Genomic DNA, 18,026 nt, shown 5'->3' on the forward strand with positions numbered 1-18,026 from the left:
GTTGAACCAAATGGCATTTATAAAATGGGAAGATAGGAATATGTAGAGATTTGTCGATTTGTGTGTTGCTTTGCTTATTGTCAAAAGTGGTAAGCCTCATCTTTATACTAATTTACGCTAGAATACGGTAAAACCAGCATAGTAAAATAGTCCTGTTTATAAATTAGGGAGAAAATCCGACTTTTTTTTACAAAGTCTTAATAGACTTTAAGACTATTATTTCATACAATTAGAGATGGAATTAACACATTTCGACATTATACGATTCGCAACTACGTTTCATTTTGTGGGGGGATATTATGAATTTTTTTTCAAATACAATCACAAGTTTAGAAAAAGCTATTTCTCAATCAACAGCAAAACAAAGAGTTATCTCTAATAATATTGCAAATGTTGATACCCCGAATTATAAAGCTCAAGATGTTCGGTTTAATACTGCATTAACAAATGAAATGCAAAAGCTTCAAGCAAAAAAGACAAACAGTAAGCATTTAGAGTTTGGTGGTTCAAATTCTTCTAGTTATCGAATCGTAACGAAGAATAATACAAACTACAACCATAACGGAAATAATGTTGATATAGATCAAGAAATGACCGAAATGGCAAAAAATCAAATTCAATATAATGCATTAATTGAAAGGTTAAGCGGGAAATTTAATTCATTAAAAACGGTAATAAAAGGTGGCAATTAACAATGTCTATTTTTCATTCAATCAATACATCGGGTTCGGCATTAACAGCTCAACGAGTAAGAATGGATGTTATTTCCTCAAATATGGCGAACATGGATACAACAAGAGGAGAATATGTGAACGGTGAATGGCAACCATATCGTAGAAAAATGGTTGTGACCCAACCACAAGGAGGTCAGTTTTCTTCTTTTTTAAGTAAGGCTATGGGCTCAAAGGAAATGTCAGGTGGGGTAAAGGTAACTGAAATTACTGAGGATGATACTCCCTTTGAACTCATATATGATCCAGAACACCCGGATGCTAATAATGAAGGTTATGTAGCAATGCCTAATGTTGATCCGTTGAAGGAAATGGTCGACCTCATTAGCAGTACAAGGTCATATGAAGCAAATGTAACGGTTATGAATGCATCTAAAGGAATGCTAATGAAGGCATTAGAAATAGGGAAATAGGTGATAGAGATGATTAATAGTGTGAATCCTTTCCAGTTAACAAATCAACCCGTTCAAGTACAGCCCAAGTTTACGGCTGGTAACATAACTCAATCAGAAAACAAGGCAAGCTTTGGAGATGTGTTAAAGAAAGCAATTGATCATGTTAATAAAGCACAAATAGAATCAGATAAAATGACAGAAGCATTGGCGAGTGGGAAAAATATTGAACTTCATGATGTTATGATTACTGCCCAAAAATCTAGTATCACACTTTTAACAGCAGTGGAAGTGAGAAATAAAGCAATTGAAGCCTATCAAGAAATGATGAGAATGCAAGTATAGGCATTTTGAAATTTTACAGAATTTATTTAGAAAAGATCAGGAAGGATAAAAGACTTAAAGAAGATCATATAAAGAAACGGAGACTTTCGCCATTAGGATTAGGTGACAGTCCAAGTCTTTCTAATTAGTGAACAGCAAATGTATTGTTACCGGGGGATTTTATGGAATGAACGAAAAAATACTGAATGTTAAAGATAAACTAACCGGGTATTGGAAAGAAAAAAGTAAGATACAAAAAATAATCATGATAACTAGTATTATTTTGTTTTTTGTAGTGGTTGGGACCGCCACTTACTTTATGTCCAGACCGAATTTAGTTCCTCTTTATTCTAATCTTTCTCCAGCTGAAACAGGACAAATAAAAGAAACACTTGATGCTAAAGGTGTTAAGTCTGAAATCTCTAATAATGGTACATCAATATTGGTACCAAAAGAGATGGTCGACACGTTAATGGTTGAGTTAGCAGCAGAGGGTGTTCCTGATTCTGGAATGATAGATTATTCTTATTTCGGTAAGGATTCTGGATTTGGGATGACGGATAAAGAGTTTGATGTAATTAAATTAAAAGCAACACAAACTGAGCTTGCAAATTTAATGAAAGGAATAGATGGAGTAAATAATGCAAATGTGATGATTAACCTTCCAACAGAATCAGTTTTTGTAGGTGATCAAACAGAAGGTTCTTCTGCTTCCGTCGTTCTTAATCTAAAGCCAGGGGCTCAATTGGATCAGGAAAAAGTTAATGCGCTTTTTCATTTAGTTTCAAAAAGCGTACCAAACCTTTCAACGGATAATATCGTTATTATGGATCAGAACTTTAATTATTATGATTTGAATGGTGGTCAAAGTACTACACTTGGAACTAATTATGCTTCCCAGCAAGAAATTAAATCACAAATCGAGCAAGACATTCAAAGAGATGTCCAAAAATTATTAGGCACTATGATGGGACAAGATAAGGTAGTAGTTGCAGTAACAACTGATATCGATTTTACACAAGAAAATCGTGAAGAAAACCTTGTATCCCCTGTAATTGAAGGTGAGGACGAAGGAATTGCTGTAAGTGTTGAGCGGATTACCGAAGCCTATACTGGAAATGGAGCTGCAGCTGCAGGTGGTGTAAATGGTACGGGTGAGACTGATGTTCCAGGTTACGAAGCAACAGTAGAAGGTACCGGTGATGGTGATTACGAACGAATTGAGGAAAGAATTAATAATGAAGTAAACCGTATAAATAAACAAATCGTTGAAAGTCCTTATAAAATTCGTGATTTAGGCATTCAGGTTATGGTTGAACCGCCAGATCCTGAGAACCCTCTTTCATTCACACCAGAGCGAGAAGAAGACATTCAGCAAATTCTTTCTACAGTAGTGAGAACTTCGATTAATAAGGATTATACTGCTGAGCCTCTAACTGATGAGGAAATCGCCTCTAAAATTGTTGTTTCTGTTCAACCGTTTGACGGCAAACAACAGGTAGAAGAAACAGTAACAGCACAAGCAGTTCCATTATGGATGTATATCGTTGGAGGAATCTTATTAGTTGCGATTGTCACCCTAATTATTCTTTTGATTAGGAAGAAAAAAGAAGATGAAGAAGAATACGAAGAAGATGAAATGCCTGTTGAAAGAGTGTTTGATGTTCCGGATATAAACAACGAAGTTGAATCAGAAACGACCGTTCGGAAAAAACAGCTTGAAAAGATGGCAAAAGAGAATCCGGAGGATTTTGCAAAACTATTACGTACATGGATATCTGAGGACTAGGAGGTTTGAGTTTTGGCTAGGAAAGACAATAACACATTGACAGGGAAACAGAAAGCTGCCATTCTCTTAATCTCTTTAGGGCCAGAGGTGTCAGCATCTGTTTATAAACATTTATCTGAAGAAGAGATTGAAAGACTTACTTTGGAAATTTCTGGTGTTCGTAAAGTTGAGGCAGAAAAGAAAGAAGAGATAATAGAAGAGTTTCACGATATTGCAATGGCACAAGAATTTATAAGTCAAGGTGGTATTGCTTATGCAAAAGAGGTGCTGGAAAAAGCTCTTGGTACAGAAAAGGCAACAAGTATCATACATAGGCTTACTTCGTCATTGCAAGTAAAACCGTTTGATTTCGCAAGAAAGGCGGATCCATCTCAAATTTTAAATTTTATTCAAAACGAGCATCCACAAACAATTGCACTTATTCTTTCATATTTAGAACCTTCGCAATCAGGTCAAATATTATCAGAGCTCCCACAAGAGCTACAGGCTGATGTTGCACGAAGAATCGCAGTGATGGATCGAACTGCTCCCGAAATCATAAATGAAGTTGAACAAATTCTTGAACGAAAGTTATCATCTACTGTTACTCAAGATTTTACACAGACTGGTGGAATTGAAGCTGTCGTCGAGGTGTTAAATGGAGTAGACAGGACAACAGAAAGAACAATTTTAGACTCACTAGAAATTCAAGATCCCGTTTTAGCCGAAGAAATTAAGAAAAGAATGTTTGTGTTTGAAGATATTGTTACACTCGATAATCGGGCAATCCAGCGTGTGATTAGAGATGTCGAAAATGAAGACTTAATGCTATCACTTAAAGTGGCGAGTGAGGAAGTTCGTGAAGTAGTTTATAAGAACATGTCTAAAAGGATGGTTGACACGTTTAAAGAAGAAATGGAATTTATGGGTCCTGTTAGACTTCGCGATGTAGAAGAGGCTCAATCAAGAATTGTTGGTGTGATTAGAAGACTTGAAGAAGCTGGTGAAATTGTCATAGCCCGTGGCGGGGGAGATGATATTATTGTCTAGGCTGATTAAATCGCAATATACGAATCATCAAGAAGAGAAAAAGAAGATCACTGTTCAAACAATTAGAAGTTTGCTTCAAGAAAAAATGAATGAAAAAGACCCTGAATTAGTAAAGCAGTCTTCTCTACTTATTCAATCGGCAAAAGAAGAGGCGGAACAAATTATTCAAAAGGCAATGGAAGATTCTTCAATTATTCAACAGCAAATAGAGTTTGAAAAGAATAATTGGGAACAAGAACGTGATCAATTCATTGAGCAAGCTAGACAAGAAGGATATGCAGAGGGGTTAGAGCTTGGAAGATTGGAAGCACTAAGACAATATCAGTCTACTATCGAAGAATCGAATCGTATTATTGACTTAGCAAAGCATGATTATGACGAAAAAATTCAATCTTCAGAGAATGCTATTTTAGAACTTTCTATAAAAATTGCTGAGAAAATCATATCTACTAAATTAAAAGAGTCACCTGATCATTTCCTTCCTCTCGTTAAAAAAGGATTAAGCGAAGTGAAAGAATATGAACATATTAAAATTCATGTCCATCCTCTCTTTTATGAATTAGTTTTAAGTCAAAAAGACGAACTTAGAACATTGGTGACAAATGACACAGACTTTAACATTTATGCTAATACAGAATTAAATGAGCATGATTGTTTTATTGAGTCTGCGTTTGGACGAATTGATATTAGCATTGATACACAGTTAGAACAACTGAAAAAACATTTAATCGATTTATTAGCGTAAGAGGTGACCTAACCTGAGAGCGGCAGATTTGATTCATGCAATTGATACATTAGATTCTTATAAACGATATGGAAAAGTGAAAAGAGTGGTAGGGCTCATGATTGAATCAAGAGGGCCTGAAAGTTCAATTGGAGACTTATGTTATATTTATGCTGGTTCAACTATTAAAACAAAAATCCCTGCGGAAGTTGTTGGATTTAAGGATGAAAATGTCCTTCTCATGCCTTATCTGCAAGTTACAAATATATCACCTGGAAGTATTGTGGAGGCCACTGAAGAGCCTTTAACAGTTAAAGTTGGAACAGGTCTTATTGGACAAGTACTTGATTCCTTTGGCTTACCATTAAACGAAATGGCTCTTCCAAAGGGATTGACTAGCGTTCCAACAGATCAATCACCTCCTAATCCAATGAAGCGGCCCCCAATTCATGAAAAAATGGAAGTTGGTGTACGAGTTATTGATAGTCTATTAACAGTTGGTAAAGGTCAACGTGTTGGTATATTTGCAGGTAGTGGCGTTGGGAAAAGTACCTTAATGGGGATGATCGCAAGAAATACAAATGCTGATTTAAATGTCATTGCACTTATTGGTGAACGTGGTCGAGAAGTACGTGAGTTTATTGATCGCGATTTAGGTCCTGAAGGGTTAAAAAGATCAATAGTTATTGTAGCCACATCTGACCAACCGGCATTGATGAGACTCAAAGCGGCATACACGGCCACAGCTATCGCTGAATATTTTCGAGATAAAGGATTAAACGTCATGTTTATGATGGACTCGGTTACTCGTGTTGCTATGGCCCAACGTGAAATTGGACTCGCTATAGGAGAGCCGCCAACGACAAAAGGTTATACACCATCAGTATTTGCTATTTTACCAAAGCTATTAGAAAGAACTGGTACGAATGAAGCCGGAACAATCACTGCATTTTATACAGTTTTAGTTGATGGTGATGATTTAAATGAGCCAATTTCTGATACTGTTCGAGGAATATTAGATGGTCATATTGTCTTAGATCGACAATTGGCAAATAAAGGTCAATTTCCAGCTATTAATGTGCTAAAAAGTATAAGTCGTGTCATGAACCAAATTATTGATTCGAATCATCGAAACTCAGCATCAAAGCTAAGAGATCTTTTATCAACATATTTAAACTCTGAAGATTTAATAAACATTGGTGCATATAAAAGAGGATCTTCGCGAGAGATTGATGAAGCCATTAAGTATTATCCTAAGATTCTTTCATTCTTAAAACAAAATGTAGAAGATAAAGTATCAATTAAACAGAGTATTGAATCGCTTAATTTGTTAATTGAAAAAGGTGATTTCTAATGTCAATTAATTTTCGATTTCAAAAAATTATGGATATTAAAGAAAATGAAAAAGAACAATCTTTAGCCGAGTATAACCAGTCTGTGAATGATTTTGAAACTGTTGCTAATAAACTCTATGAATCACTAAAACAAAAAGAAGTATTAGAAGAGAATACTCTATCAAAGCTTAATCATGGTATGTCTGTTCAAGAAATTAGACACTATCAGCAATTTGTGACAAACATCGAAAAGACCATTTCTCATTATCAAAACCTAGTTCTTTTAACTCGTAATCGAATGAATGAAAAGCAAACAAAGCTCATGTATCAAAACATGGAATTAAAAAAATATGAAAAGTTGAAAGAAAAGCAATATAACGAATTTGTCATGACAAATAAAAAGATTGAAAATAAATTTATGGATGATCTTTCTATACAAACTTATATGTACCGTGGAAATTAGGTGAATGCAAATGGGAACTGAAAAGCAGGACTATGGTAAATTTCAATGGTTTTTCTTTGTTATCTTTATTCCGATTATTTTCACATTAACATTAGTTGTTGTTATTCTATCTGTTGCAGGCTTTGATGTATTAGGAAAAGCAAAATCAACGTTTACAACTATTCCGGTTGTTGAGAATTTGTTTAATAAAGAAGACGATACAGATGAAACAGCACAAGCACTAAAAGAACAAGAAACATTGGAAGAAAATAAGAAGCTGGAGAAAACCATCGAAGAACAAGCGACAATGATTAGTGCATTAGAAAATGATGTTGGAATTAAAGAAAAAGAAATACAGAGGTTAACGCAAGAAATTTCTTCCTTAGAAAAGCAACTAGAAGAACTGGCAAAAGCTGAAGAAGAAAGCAAGTCGAGAGATATTGGTAAACTTTATGATAATATGAGCAGCAAAAAAGCCGCAGAAATTATACCAAATCTGTCACAGGATAAGGCTTTATTGATTCTGTCTTCTCTTGATGACAAACGAGTTGCGGATATTTTATCTAAAATGGCTGTAGAGGATGCTGTGAAATATACAAACTTATTATCATCAAGCTCACAATAGGAGGGAGGTCAATCTATTGGAGATTTTACCGTTTTTGCAAAATGTAAAAACATTAAGCAGTTCCGGCAAAAGTAATGGTCTCGACTCTACATCTACATCTAGTAGTAGTTTGGGTTTTCGAAACTTATTGTCTCGAACAAGTATGGGACAGCAAACTCAATCCGATAATCACATGAATTTTTCTCATTCTGAAAAGATTTCTCCTGATGAGATTATGAAAGATTTAAATAGTATTGTGGAGCAGATTTCACTTAATTTTAATGCATCTGAAACTTTTGGTATCGATAAGTATTTTGATGAACCGTTGGAAAACGTGGCTTTAAATACTATTATCAATGAAAATTCAGGTATACCAACAATCGTAAATGTGATTAACAATGAAGTAAAAGATGTACTTGCTGAAAATCAAACAATGAAAGACCTTGCAGAAAAAATTAAAAACAAACCTTCAGTTGTAAATATTTTATCTGTAGTTAAAGCAATCGAATTTTTTAATCCCGCACCACAATTGGATCTTAAACAAGTTTTATCAGGAATTAACACATTCTTAGAACAGGAATTTCCTTCGTTTAAAAATAACGAAACACCCAGTTTAGAAAACATGTTAAAAAGTATGGCTAATATGGATTCCAAAGATCAAGCAAAGCTAGTTGGACAGATTTTACACGATAGGTTACTAGATCAAGAATTGAAAAAAGAGACCATAGGAGTATTTGACTATCATCATGATACCTTATTGAATACATCAGATTTGCAAATGATTCAATCAATTCTTATGAAGACAGATAACCATTTCTTGCTAAAAAACACTGATCGTAAACTCCATACAGTAAATAATTTCGATGAGTATGGGTATTTTATGACGGTAAATGATAAAAAAAATGAAAAAGAATTTTCATTAAAGTTATTTCCATTGAAAACGGTAGAGGAAAATGTACAGCCCGAGTTAAGTAAATACAAGCAATCTCAACATATCGAAACATTACCATTTCATCAAAAAAGTAATGAGAGCTTGAAACATAATATAGATGATTCTAAAAATGTATTGAAAGAAAAAATACATAATGGCTCAAACCGTGAAACAATTAATACCCAATTTCAGTCCATTAAACAACCAGTTGATAATCAAATACAAGTTGAAAAGTTTGTTAAAGAAATAAGGGAAGAGACATATGGTATTCAATTAAATCATTTGAGTTCAAGTGAGAATGAGTCACAAGGATCTGCCAAAACAGATTTATCTACTCGTCAGGAGTTTACAAATCAGCTTTTGAATGTTTTTAAGAACAGTAAATTTGCACAAATGCCAAATGGGACCAATAGACTTATACTCAAGCTAAATCCAGAGCATTTAGGTGTCATTACGGTAAAACTCATTCAAAAGAACGGTGAAATGGTTGCACGACTCATTACTTCTTCTGGATCAGCAAAAGATTTATTAGATCATAGTATTCATCAATTAAAGCAGGTACTTCCTTCGGTTCAAATAGAAATTGAACGGTTTGAGGTTCAAATAGAGCAACCTCAAAAGACATTAAAAGATCATTCTGAAAAGAGAGATGACAATAGTAGAGAACACCAGCAACAACATCATGATGAAGAAAATAATAGAGAAGAATCTTTTATAGATTCATTGAAAGAAGCATTAAACACAACTGTGTAAGGAGTCGATATTGTGACATCAATTGATCCTAGCCTACTATTAGAAAACAGGCCAAAAACAAACAATACAGGTAGTTCAAATCTTGGAAAAGATGAATTTTTGAAGATTTTAATGACTCAATTACAAAATCAAGACCCGTTAAATCCTATGGAAGATAAGGAATTTATCGCACAAATGGCTCAGTTTTCAACTTTAGAGCAAACAACAAATATGGCTGGCATGTTAGAGAAATTTATTAATCTCCAAACTCAAGGGGAGTCCATCATAAAGTATTCAGAAATGATTGGTAAGCAAATCGAATGGAAGGACTCTAATGGAGAAACAGGAATAGGAATCGTCAAATCTGTGAAGAAAAATGACACAGGCTTTGAGCTGGAACTTGAAAATGGTCAATTTATTGCAGTAGATAGCATCATGAAAGTAAGTAAAGCAGATTCATAGTAGAACAATTATTATGAATGAACCGCTGGATCAATTTGGAGGCAATTGGTTGTGGAATGACAGAAGCAACCGTAACTAATTATCATTTAAAGGGAGAGACTACTGATGTTACGTTCATTATATTCAGGAATTAGTGGAATGAAAAACTTTCAAACAAAATTAGATGTTATTGGGAATAATATTGCCAATGTTAATACGTATGGGTACAAAAAGTCTCGTACAACTTTTGCTGATTTAATCAATCAGCAAATTACAGGAGCAGCTGCTGCAACCCAAACTCGAGGAGGAACGAATGCACAACAAATAGGGCTGGGTTCAAAAATTAGTTCTATTGACACAATTCATACTTCTGGTTCAACTCAAACAACATCTAGAACTTTAGACATTTCATTATCAGGAGATGGGTTCTTTCCTGTCGCTACAATTAAAGACATTGGTAGAGTTAATATTGATCAAGGAAATCAAATTAAAAACAATCAAATTATCGGAGCTATTGATAGTGCTGTGGATTTAAATTATACACGAGCAGGTAATTTTTATTTAGATGACCGCGGTTATCTTGTAACTGCTGAAGGAATGTTTATTGTTGGTGAGGCAGGCGAAAAAACAATACCTTCACAAGCAGCTTTAGATAAATCCCAGGATGCTTTAAATGCAGTTAAAAATTTTACAGACCCGTTTGTTAATATTTCAGAATCACTTGAAGGTGTTATTAAACAAGCAAATGAATTGATGAATGCATATCAAGAATACATTGATGCACAAAGCAGTTGGAGCAAGAATGGTTCACCAGAAACCGGTACGTTATATAATGCAATGAATAGTGCACACCAGGCACTGGAGTCTATTCTAAATCAATTCGATACCTCTGCTACAGCATTTAATACATTAGCAGAAAATTTCAGAAATAATAATGTAACTACTTTTAACACAGATGGAATAAATGAATTTAATACAGCTCAGCCCTTGGGAACTATCGTAAGGCAGATTACTACAATAATAGATTCTATTGAAAATGCGTATCCTGCAGATGTACCGGATTTAGAGGATCCTGTTACGGATAATGATCTTTCTTTAATGAATAACCTTATCTCAGATCTCGATAATTTTTCAGTGGACTTAAATAATATTGGAAGAGCTGTTATGGATTTTGAAACACTTGCAGAAGAGTTACAAGATCCCAAGTTCTCAAATAAATTAAGCGGTGAAGCCGGGCTGATCCAAATTCCGTTAACAGCTCAGAGCTTTAGTATTTCTCCAGATGGAACTGTAACATTCGTAAATGCTAAAGGAGAATTAAATGTTGCAGGACAAATTCGAGTAGCAACTTTCGCAAATGCTGGTGGACTAGAAAAATTAGGCGGCAATTTATTCAGACAATCTTCTAACTCTGGTTCAATTGATAAAAATAATAATGGCATTCAACTTGAAGAATTGTCAGTTGCTGGATCAGATGGCGTTGCTTCCATCATTTCTGGTGCACTAGAAATGTCAAACGTTGACTTATCAGAAGAATTTACTGAAATGATTGTTGCTCAACGTGGATTCCAATCAAACACAAAAATTATTACGACATCTGATGAAATTTTACAGGAATTAGTTAATTTAAAACGTTAATAAGGGGGTAAGAGGCTAACACTTAGTACTCTTGTTAGCCTCTGAATATATGATTCAATTAACAAGGTTGAATGGAAAGTCCTTTACTTTAAATGCATTATTCATAGAAGTAATTGAGTCATTTCCTGATACAACGATTACCTTAACAAATGGTCATAAATATGTTGTTAAAGAACCTGAACATGAGGTTATTACGAAAATTTCTTCCTTTTATCGAGATATCAATGTTTTGTCTCCTGAGAAAAGACACGGAGGTTATGGGGAATGAATAAGAAGCTTTTAACAATTATGCTTGTTATTATTGGGTCAATTACATTAATTGGTGTTACAGCACTTGTCATCGTTACTAAGTTTATAGGAAATGAAGATGAGCATAAAGAGCCCTCTATTGAAGAGGTTGTTGAAGCATCTGTTGATATACCCGAAATAACCACAAATTTATCCAGTGGTAATATTGTGCGCATTTCATTAAAAATTGAAACAGATTCCAAAAAAGCAAAAGAAGAATTAACAAAACGGTCTTTCCAAGTGCAGGATATCATCATTTCTGAGCTAGCTAACATGGAGGCTTCACAACTAGAAGGAACTGAAGGCATGAATAAGTTCAAAGATGCAATTACACAAAAAACTAATGAATTAATGCAAGAAGGCAAGGTCAATAAGGTTTATACCACATCCTATATCCTTCAATAATTGAACAACAATACAAATAGGAGGTGAAAAACTTTGGCAGGTGATATTTTATCACAAAGTGAAATTGATGCCTTGCTGTCGGCCATTTCAACTGGCGAAATGGATGCAGATGAGTTAAAAAAAGAAGAGTCTAATAAAAAAGTAAAAGTTTATGATTTTAAGAGAGCATTACGATTTTCAAAAGATCAAATTCGGAGTTTAACAAGAATACATGAAAATTTTGCGAGATTGTTAACAACTTATTTTTCAGCTCAATTACGAACCTATATACAGATCACGGTTGGATCAGTCGATCAACTGCCGTATGAAGAATTTATCCGTTCGATTCCGAAAATGACGGTTTTGAACATTTTTGAAGTAGCACCATTAGAAGGCAGAGTCCTCATGGAAGTTAATCCAAATATAGCATATGCTATGATGGATCGAATTATGGGGGGGATTGGGGCAAGTGTTAACAAAATTGAAAAATTAACTGAAATTGAAACGAAAATTATATCAAATATTTTTGAAAAATCATTAGAAAATTATCAGGAGGCATGGGAGTCATTAATTGAAATTGAGCCAACCATGCTGGATTTTGAAGTGAATCCACAGTTTTTACAAATGGTTTCCCCGAATGAAACAGTTGTTGTAATATCCTTGAATATTCAGGTTGGAGAAACAAGCGGAATGATTAACCTTTGTATTCCGCATGTTGTATTAGAGCCGATTATTCCAAAATTATCTGTTCATTATTGGATGCAATCTGATAGGAAAGAGCCTAAACAACATGAGATTGACGCTTTAAAAAGGCAAATTAATCTCGCTGATCTTACAATTGCAGCTGAGCTTGGGACATCGGATTTATCAATACAAGACTTTCTTCAATTGCAACCTGGGGATGTCATTCAATTAGATTGTGCCATCGACCAACCATTGGTGGTTAAAATAGGAGATAAGCCAAAGTTTACTGGACAACCTGGAAAAATAAACAAAAAATTAGCGGTTCAAATTATTGACCACTTATCGAGAGGTGACGAAGATGGTGAGTAATGATATGTTATCGCAGGATGAAATCGATGCACTCTTAAAAGGAGCAAGTATTGATGAAGATGAAAATCCTGCAGTAACGCAAGAAGAGGTACTATTAAAAAATGAAGATTACTTTGACCCAATGGAAGAAGACGCAATAGGTGAAATAGGAAATATTTCATTCGGAAGCTCAGCCACAGCTTTATCTACTCTTCTTCAGCAAAAGGTTGAAATTACAACACCAAGTGTGTCGGTCGTTCACAAAAATAAATTAGGTGATCAATTTCAACAACCTTATGTTGCGATTGAAGTGAACTATACAGAAGGGTTTTCGGGAAGTAACTTACTTGTTATTAAGCAAAGTGATGCAGCCATTATAGCTGATTTAATGATTGGTGGAGACGGGACAAGCCCTGATGAGATGTTAGGGGAAATTCAGGTTAGTGCTGTACAGGAAGCAATGAATCAAATGATGGGTTCTGCCGCTACATCAATGTCAACTATTTTTAATAAAAAAGTAGATATTTCACCTCCTTCTGTTGAACTTCTTGACGCAAATGAAACAGATGATGTGAATACAATTCCAAATGAGGATTTATTAGTACAGGTATCATTCAGGCTAAAGATTGGAACATTGATAGATTCAAATATTATGCAATTATTACCACTAAATTTTGCAAAGGATTTAATCGACCAATTAATCAATCCAAAGCAAGAGGCAGCTACTATGGAAGCGATAGAAGATGTCCAAGAACCACAAACACTAACACAAGAGGTGTCACCTTCATATCAACAAAATGTCCAACAAAGCACCTCTATTGGTCAACAAGTCTATGAACAACAAATGCAGCAACAACAACCAAACTATGAAAACCCTATGTACCAGCAACATATGGGACAACCAATGTATGGAACTGCTTCAAAGCAGCCTATTCAACATAGAGAGCAGCCATCAGTCAATGTAAAGCCTGTTGAGTTTGCTTCTTTTGAGCAAATTTCGTATCAACAACAAGAAATTCAAAACTTAGATATGCTGTTAGATATTCCTTTAAAGGTAACGGTAGAATTAGGCAGAACAAAACGTTCTGTAAAAGAAATCCTGGAATTATCCTCAGGTTCCATTATTGAATTAGATAAGCTTGCTGGTGAACATGTTGATATATTAGTAAATAATAAGATTGTTGCAAAAGGGGAAGTTGTTGTAATCGACGAGAACTTCGGAGTCCGTGTAACAGATATTATTAGTAAATCTGAAAGATTAAATAAATTAAAATAAACTTTCAAATTAGGAGTGGGGAAATAATGGCACATAAAATTATGATTGTAGACGATGCAGCATTTATGAGAATGATGATCAAAGATATTTTAACAAAAAACGGTTATGAAGTAGTTGCTGAAGCAGCTGATGGTGCACAAGCAGTTGAAAAATACAAAGAACATCAACCGGACTTAGTGACAATGGACATTACAATGCCAGAAATGGATGGGATTGCAGCACTTAAAGAAATAAAAAAAATCAACAGCAATGCCAAAGTGATTATGTGCTCTGCAATGGGACAACAAGCGATGGTTATTGACGCAATTCAAGCTGGTGCAAAAGATTTTATTGTGAAACCGTTCCAAGCAGATCGTGTATTAGAGGCTATTGGAAAAACATTAAGTTAAGGGTGGGAAGATTTTGCTTCATAGAAACTGCCTCAAATTAATGCTAGTATCACTTATCTTTTTTTCTCCGCATGCTACAGTTACTGTAGATGCGGAGGAAAATGAAAGTGTATATGAAAACATAAATAAACAAGTACAAGAAGATCAACAAGACCTTGAAGATGTAAACAAATCAAGTGAAAATCTCGTAAAGCAAGATGAAGAACTCAATGTACAAGGTGGTGCCTTGTCTGTCACAGCTTGGGATTTTATAAAAATGATGTTTGCCCTAGGATTTATCCTTTTTCTTATTTATGTTCTATTGAAGTTTGTCACGAAGAAAAATCGGGTTTTTCAACAGGGACAAGCAATTGTGAATTTAGGTGGAACAAGCCTAGGTCAAAATAAATCAGTTCAAATGATTAAAGTTGGAAAACGTGTTTTAGTCGTTGGCGTTGGGGAATCTATCACCTTATTAAAAGAGATTGATAATGAACAGGAAAGCAGCAGTATAATAGAAGACTTTGAGAAAAAGCAAGAAATGGTTGTTGATTCAAAAGATCTTTTCAAGAAATTAACTTCGATTCTAGTTCAACAAACAAATGGGAAGAAATCCAAAACAAATTCGAATACAACTGTTTTTTCATCAGAACTAAATGAACAACTACAAAAAATAAAGGAAGAACGGACGAAGCAGTTTGAAGATATTAAGAGAAAGGGTCTAAACAAGAATGAATGAGTTTATGGAGTTTTTTAATAATAGTAACCCAGAAGATGTAAGTACTTCTGTTAAGCTTCTATTATTATTAACGGTATTATCGATTGCACCCAGTATTTTAATATTGATGACTTGTTTTACAAGGATCATTATCGTATTGTCGTTCGTTCGAACTTCACTAGCAACACAATCAATGCCTCCGAATCAGGTGTTAATAGGCATTGCTATGTTTTTAACATTTTTTATCATGGCACCAACATTTTCTCAAGTAAACGAACAGGCGTTAACGCCTCTTTTTAATGAGGAAATAGAATTAGAAGAAGCTTACGAAAAAGCTGCAATTCCTTTTAAAGAGTTTATGAGCAAGAATACCAGGCAAAAGGACTTGGCTTTGTTTTTGAATTATGCCGGTATCGAAAACCCTAAATCTCTAGGGGACATACCATTAACCGCTCTTGTTCCTGCTTTTGCTATAAGTGAAATCAAAACAGCTTTCCAAATTGGATTCATGATTTTTATTCCTTTTCTAGTGATTGATATGGTTGTTGCGAGTGTTTTGATGTCCATGGGAATGATGATGTTGCCTCCGGTTATGATTTCTCTTCCATTTAAAATCCTTCTATTTGTATTAGTAGATGGTTGGTATCTAATTGTAAAATCGTTGTTACAAAGTTTTTAGAATGGGTGTGAATAAATGAGCTCAGAGTTTGTCATTTCATTAGCTGAAAAAGCTGTTTATACTGTATTGATCATTAGTGGGCCTTTGTTATTATTAGCATTAGTCATTGGGCTGATTGTAAGTATTTTTCAAGCTACAACACAAATTCAAGAACAAACACTTGCCTTTATTCCTAAGATCGTTGCTGTGTTAGTTGGATTGATTTTTTTCGGACCGTGGATGTTGTCTACACTCATTTCCTATGCACAAGATATTTTTGGTAATTTAAATAGGTTTGTAGGATAAAATGGTCACTCTACTCGAAAATTATCCCGCGTTTCTTCTCATTTTCATGAGGGTAACAGCGTTTTTTGTCACATTACCTTTTTTCTCATATCGAAATATTCCTAATACACATAAAATTGGGTTTTCCTTCTTTTTAGCTTGGATCATGTTCTTATCCATAGATCCTGAGACTATTGAGGTTGATGGGCAATATTTCATGCTTATTCTAAAAGAAGTATTGTTTGGGCTTGCTATTGGGTTTTCAGCTTTTTTTATCCTTTCTGCTATTCAAATTGCCGGGAGCTTTATCGATTTTCAAATGGGGTTTGCCATTGCGAATGTGATTGATCCTCAAACAGGTGCACAAAGCCCATTAATAGGGCAATTTCTTTATACTTTTGCATTATTATTACTTGTTACAACAAATGCACATCATCTTTTACTGGATGGTATTTATTATAGCTATCAATTTGTACCAATTAATCAACCTTTTCTTCCTATGGGAAATGAGAACATCATTGAGTTTATTATCACATCGTTTAATTCTATGTTTATTATAGCTTTTCAAATGTCCATCCCTGTAGTAGGGTCGCTTTTTTTAGTTGATCTTGCATTGGGAATAGTTGCAAGAACTGTACCGCAGTTAAATATTTTTGTTGTTGGTTTACCGTTAAAAATTATAGTGAGTTTTATTATGCTGATTTTAACAATGAGTGCACTATTTGTGTTAATGTCACAGCTATTTGAAACGATGGCATATACAATGCGTGGTTTAATGGAGTTGTTTGGAGGTGGAGGCAATCAATCTACTTAAATTAGATTTGCAGTTTTTTGCTGGTGAAAAGACAGAGAAAGCAACTCCACGAAAAAAACAAGATGCAAGGAAAAAAGGTCAGGTAGCAAAAAGTGCGGATGTAAATACTGCCATTTCTCTCCTTACAGTTTTTTTATCGTTATTATTTATTGGCGCATATATGAGAGATCGAATCCTCCTTATGATGAGAGGAGTTTTTCAGGATTATTTATTAATTGATATAACAGATGAAAATGTACATGACATTTTTTTAACACTAGCCTATCAAGCAGCCTTGATTTTAGGTCCGATTATGGGTGTCGCATTGGTTTCCGGTGTGTTAGCTAATTATTTACAAGTAGGCTTCTTGTTTTCAACTGAAGCCATTCAGATGAAGTTAAATAAACTTGATCCAATTCAAGGATTTAAACGAATCTATTCGATGCGTGCGATAGTTGAATTGTTTAAGTCGATGTTAAAAATATCGTTTGTTGGTGCTGTAACATTTTCAGTTCTTTGGTTTGAACTAGATAATGTGTTGAGGTTATCACAAATGACAGTGGAACAATCTCTACTATTTATAGGGTCTTTAACAGTTAGAATGGGATTATTTGCTTCTGTTGCACTATTATTATTATCTTTATTAGATTATTTGTATCAAAAATATGACTATGAAAAAAATCTAAGAATGTCCAAACAAGACATAAAGGATGAATATAAAAAATCTGAAGGTGACCCACTCATAAAATCGAAAATAAAGCAAAGGCAGCGTGAAATGGCGATGAGGAGAATGATGCAGGACGTTCCAACTGCAGATGTTGTTATCACAAATCCAACTCACTATGCAATTGCATTAAAATATGATGAAACAAAAATGGATGCTCCCTTTGTTGTTGCCATGGGAGTAGATCTAGTTGCACAAAAGATAAAGGAAATTGCAAAAGAAAATGACGTCATAATGGTAGAAAATCGACCTCTTGCAAGAGCGCTATATGATCAGGTTGATATTGGACAGGCCATTCCTGATGAGTTTTTTCAGGCTGTTGCAGAGATTATTGCTTATGTATATCAGGCAAGATCCATTTCACGATAGAGGCTGTTACCTACTATTAA

Annotated in this window: 22 protein-coding genes; all 22 read left to right on the forward strand. The window is 34.5% G+C overall.

What is annotated here, in order from left to right:
* The first annotated feature begins 299 nt into the window (after positions 1 to 299).
* Entirely contained in the window at positions 300 to 692 is a 393-nt protein-coding gene (gene flgB / locus AC4GZ8_RS03395) for a flagellar basal body rod protein FlgB (RefSeq protein WP_491080422.1), read from the forward strand.
* Between the two features lie 2 nt (positions 693 to 694).
* Entirely contained in the window at positions 695 to 1,144 is a 450-nt protein-coding gene (gene flgC, locus AC4GZ8_RS03400) for a flagellar basal body rod protein FlgC (RefSeq protein ID WP_491080423.1), read from the forward strand.
* Between the two features lie 9 nt (positions 1,145 to 1,153).
* Positions 1,154 to 1,468 (forward strand): flagellar hook-basal body complex protein FliE, encoded by a 315-nt coding sequence (fliE, locus tag AC4GZ8_RS03405; protein WP_491080424.1) that lies wholly within the window; start codon positions 1,154 to 1,156, stop codon positions 1,466 to 1,468.
* Positions 1,469 to 1,634: 166 nt separating this feature from the next.
* Complete coding sequence (gene fliF / locus AC4GZ8_RS03410) at positions 1,635 to 3,236, forward strand: flagellar basal-body MS-ring/collar protein FliF (protein WP_491080425.1); 1,602 nt, start codon at positions 1,635 to 1,637, stop codon at positions 3,234 to 3,236.
* 12 nt (positions 3,237 to 3,248) lie between these two features.
* Positions 3,249 to 4,265 (forward strand): flagellar motor switch protein FliG, encoded by a 1,017-nt coding sequence (fliG, locus tag AC4GZ8_RS03415; protein WP_491080426.1) that lies wholly within the window; start codon positions 3,249 to 3,251, stop codon positions 4,263 to 4,265.
* Complete coding sequence (gene fliH / locus AC4GZ8_RS03420; RefSeq protein WP_491080427.1) at positions 4,258 to 5,010, forward strand: flagellar assembly protein FliH; 753 nt, start codon at positions 4,258 to 4,260, stop codon at positions 5,008 to 5,010. Before fliG ends, fliH begins: the two co-directional genes overlap by 8 nt.
* Positions 5,011 to 5,023: 13 nt before the next feature.
* Complete coding sequence (gene fliI, locus AC4GZ8_RS03425) at positions 5,024 to 6,343, forward strand: flagellar protein export ATPase FliI (RefSeq protein WP_491080844.1); 1,320 nt, start codon at positions 5,024 to 5,026, stop codon at positions 6,341 to 6,343.
* The gene (gene fliJ, locus AC4GZ8_RS03430) at positions 6,343 to 6,786 is read left to right on the forward strand and encodes a flagellar export protein FliJ (RefSeq protein WP_491080428.1); all 444 of its coding nucleotides are present in this window, start codon (positions 6,343 to 6,345) and stop codon (positions 6,784 to 6,786) included. The genes fliI and fliJ overlap by 1 nt, the downstream gene beginning before the upstream one ends.
* A 10-nt stretch (positions 6,787 to 6,796) precedes the next feature.
* A complete protein-coding gene (locus AC4GZ8_RS03435) occupies positions 6,797 to 7,390 on the forward strand; it encodes a MotE family protein (RefSeq protein ID WP_491080429.1) in 594 nt (197 codons plus the stop codon).
* 16 nt (positions 7,391 to 7,406) lie between these two features.
* Positions 7,407 to 9,053, forward strand: coding sequence for a flagellar hook-length control protein FliK (locus AC4GZ8_RS03440; RefSeq protein ID WP_491080430.1), 1,647 nt, complete (start codon positions 7,407 to 7,409; stop codon positions 9,051 to 9,053).
* A 12-nt stretch (positions 9,054 to 9,065) separates the two neighbouring features.
* Positions 9,066 to 9,494 carry a flagellar hook assembly protein FlgD gene (gene flgD, locus AC4GZ8_RS03445; protein ID WP_491080431.1) on the forward strand — a complete coding sequence of 143 codons (429 nt, stop codon included), beginning with the start codon at positions 9,066 to 9,068 and terminating at the stop codon, positions 9,492 to 9,494.
* A gap of 105 nt (positions 9,495 to 9,599) precedes the next feature.
* On the forward strand, positions 9,600 to 11,111 hold the full coding sequence (locus AC4GZ8_RS03450; protein WP_491080432.1) for a flagellar hook-basal body complex protein: 1,512 nt from the start codon (positions 9,600 to 9,602) through the stop codon (positions 11,109 to 11,111).
* 49 nt (positions 11,112 to 11,160) lie between these two features.
* Positions 11,161 to 11,379: a flagellar FlbD family protein gene (locus tag AC4GZ8_RS03455; RefSeq protein WP_491080845.1), complete on the forward strand. Its 219-nt coding sequence runs from the start codon at positions 11,161 to 11,163 to the stop codon at positions 11,377 to 11,379.
* Positions 11,376 to 11,804 carry a flagellar basal body-associated protein FliL gene (gene fliL / locus AC4GZ8_RS03460; protein WP_491080433.1) on the forward strand — a complete coding sequence of 143 codons (429 nt, stop codon included), beginning with the start codon at positions 11,376 to 11,378 and terminating at the stop codon, positions 11,802 to 11,804. The genes AC4GZ8_RS03455 and fliL overlap by 4 nt, the downstream gene beginning before the upstream one ends.
* A 33-nt stretch (positions 11,805 to 11,837) precedes the next feature.
* Complete coding sequence (gene fliM, locus AC4GZ8_RS03465; RefSeq protein WP_491080434.1) at positions 11,838 to 12,836, forward strand: flagellar motor switch protein FliM; 999 nt, start codon at positions 11,838 to 11,840, stop codon at positions 12,834 to 12,836.
* Positions 12,826 to 14,091 carry a flagellar motor switch phosphatase FliY gene (gene fliY / locus AC4GZ8_RS03470; RefSeq protein WP_491080435.1) on the forward strand — a complete coding sequence of 422 codons (1,266 nt, stop codon included), beginning with the start codon at positions 12,826 to 12,828 and terminating at the stop codon, positions 14,089 to 14,091. Before fliM ends, fliY begins: the two co-directional genes overlap by 11 nt.
* Positions 14,092 to 14,117: 26 nt before the next feature.
* Positions 14,118 to 14,480 (forward strand): chemotaxis protein CheY, encoded by a 363-nt coding sequence (gene cheY, locus AC4GZ8_RS03475; protein ID WP_026559341.1) that lies wholly within the window; start codon positions 14,118 to 14,120, stop codon positions 14,478 to 14,480.
* A 13-nt stretch (positions 14,481 to 14,493) separates the two neighbouring features.
* Positions 14,494 to 15,198 (forward strand): flagellar biosynthetic protein FliO, encoded by a 705-nt coding sequence (locus tag AC4GZ8_RS03480; RefSeq protein WP_491080436.1) that lies wholly within the window; start codon positions 14,494 to 14,496, stop codon positions 15,196 to 15,198.
* Positions 15,191 to 15,856 carry a flagellar type III secretion system pore protein FliP gene (fliP, locus tag AC4GZ8_RS03485; RefSeq protein ID WP_491080437.1) on the forward strand — a complete coding sequence of 222 codons (666 nt, stop codon included), beginning with the start codon at positions 15,191 to 15,193 and terminating at the stop codon, positions 15,854 to 15,856. Before AC4GZ8_RS03480 ends, fliP begins: the two co-directional genes overlap by 8 nt.
* A 15-nt stretch (positions 15,857 to 15,871) precedes the next feature.
* Positions 15,872 to 16,141, forward strand: a complete 270-nt coding sequence (gene fliQ, locus AC4GZ8_RS03490; protein WP_491080438.1) for a flagellar biosynthesis protein FliQ — start codon at positions 15,872 to 15,874, stop codon at positions 16,139 to 16,141.
* A 1-nt stretch (position 16,142) separates the two neighbouring features.
* Positions 16,143 to 16,934: a flagellar biosynthetic protein FliR gene (gene fliR / locus AC4GZ8_RS03495; RefSeq protein ID WP_491080439.1), complete on the forward strand. Its 792-nt coding sequence runs from the start codon at positions 16,143 to 16,145 to the stop codon at positions 16,932 to 16,934.
* Entirely contained in the window at positions 16,921 to 18,006 is a 1,086-nt protein-coding gene (gene flhB / locus AC4GZ8_RS03500) for a flagellar biosynthesis protein FlhB (RefSeq protein ID WP_491080846.1), read from the forward strand. The genes fliR and flhB overlap by 14 nt, the downstream gene beginning before the upstream one ends.
* Positions 18,007 to 18,026: the final 20 nt, after the last annotated feature.

It is taken from the genome of Metabacillus sp. RB-C-LZQ-3-1 (assembly GCF_058315175.1).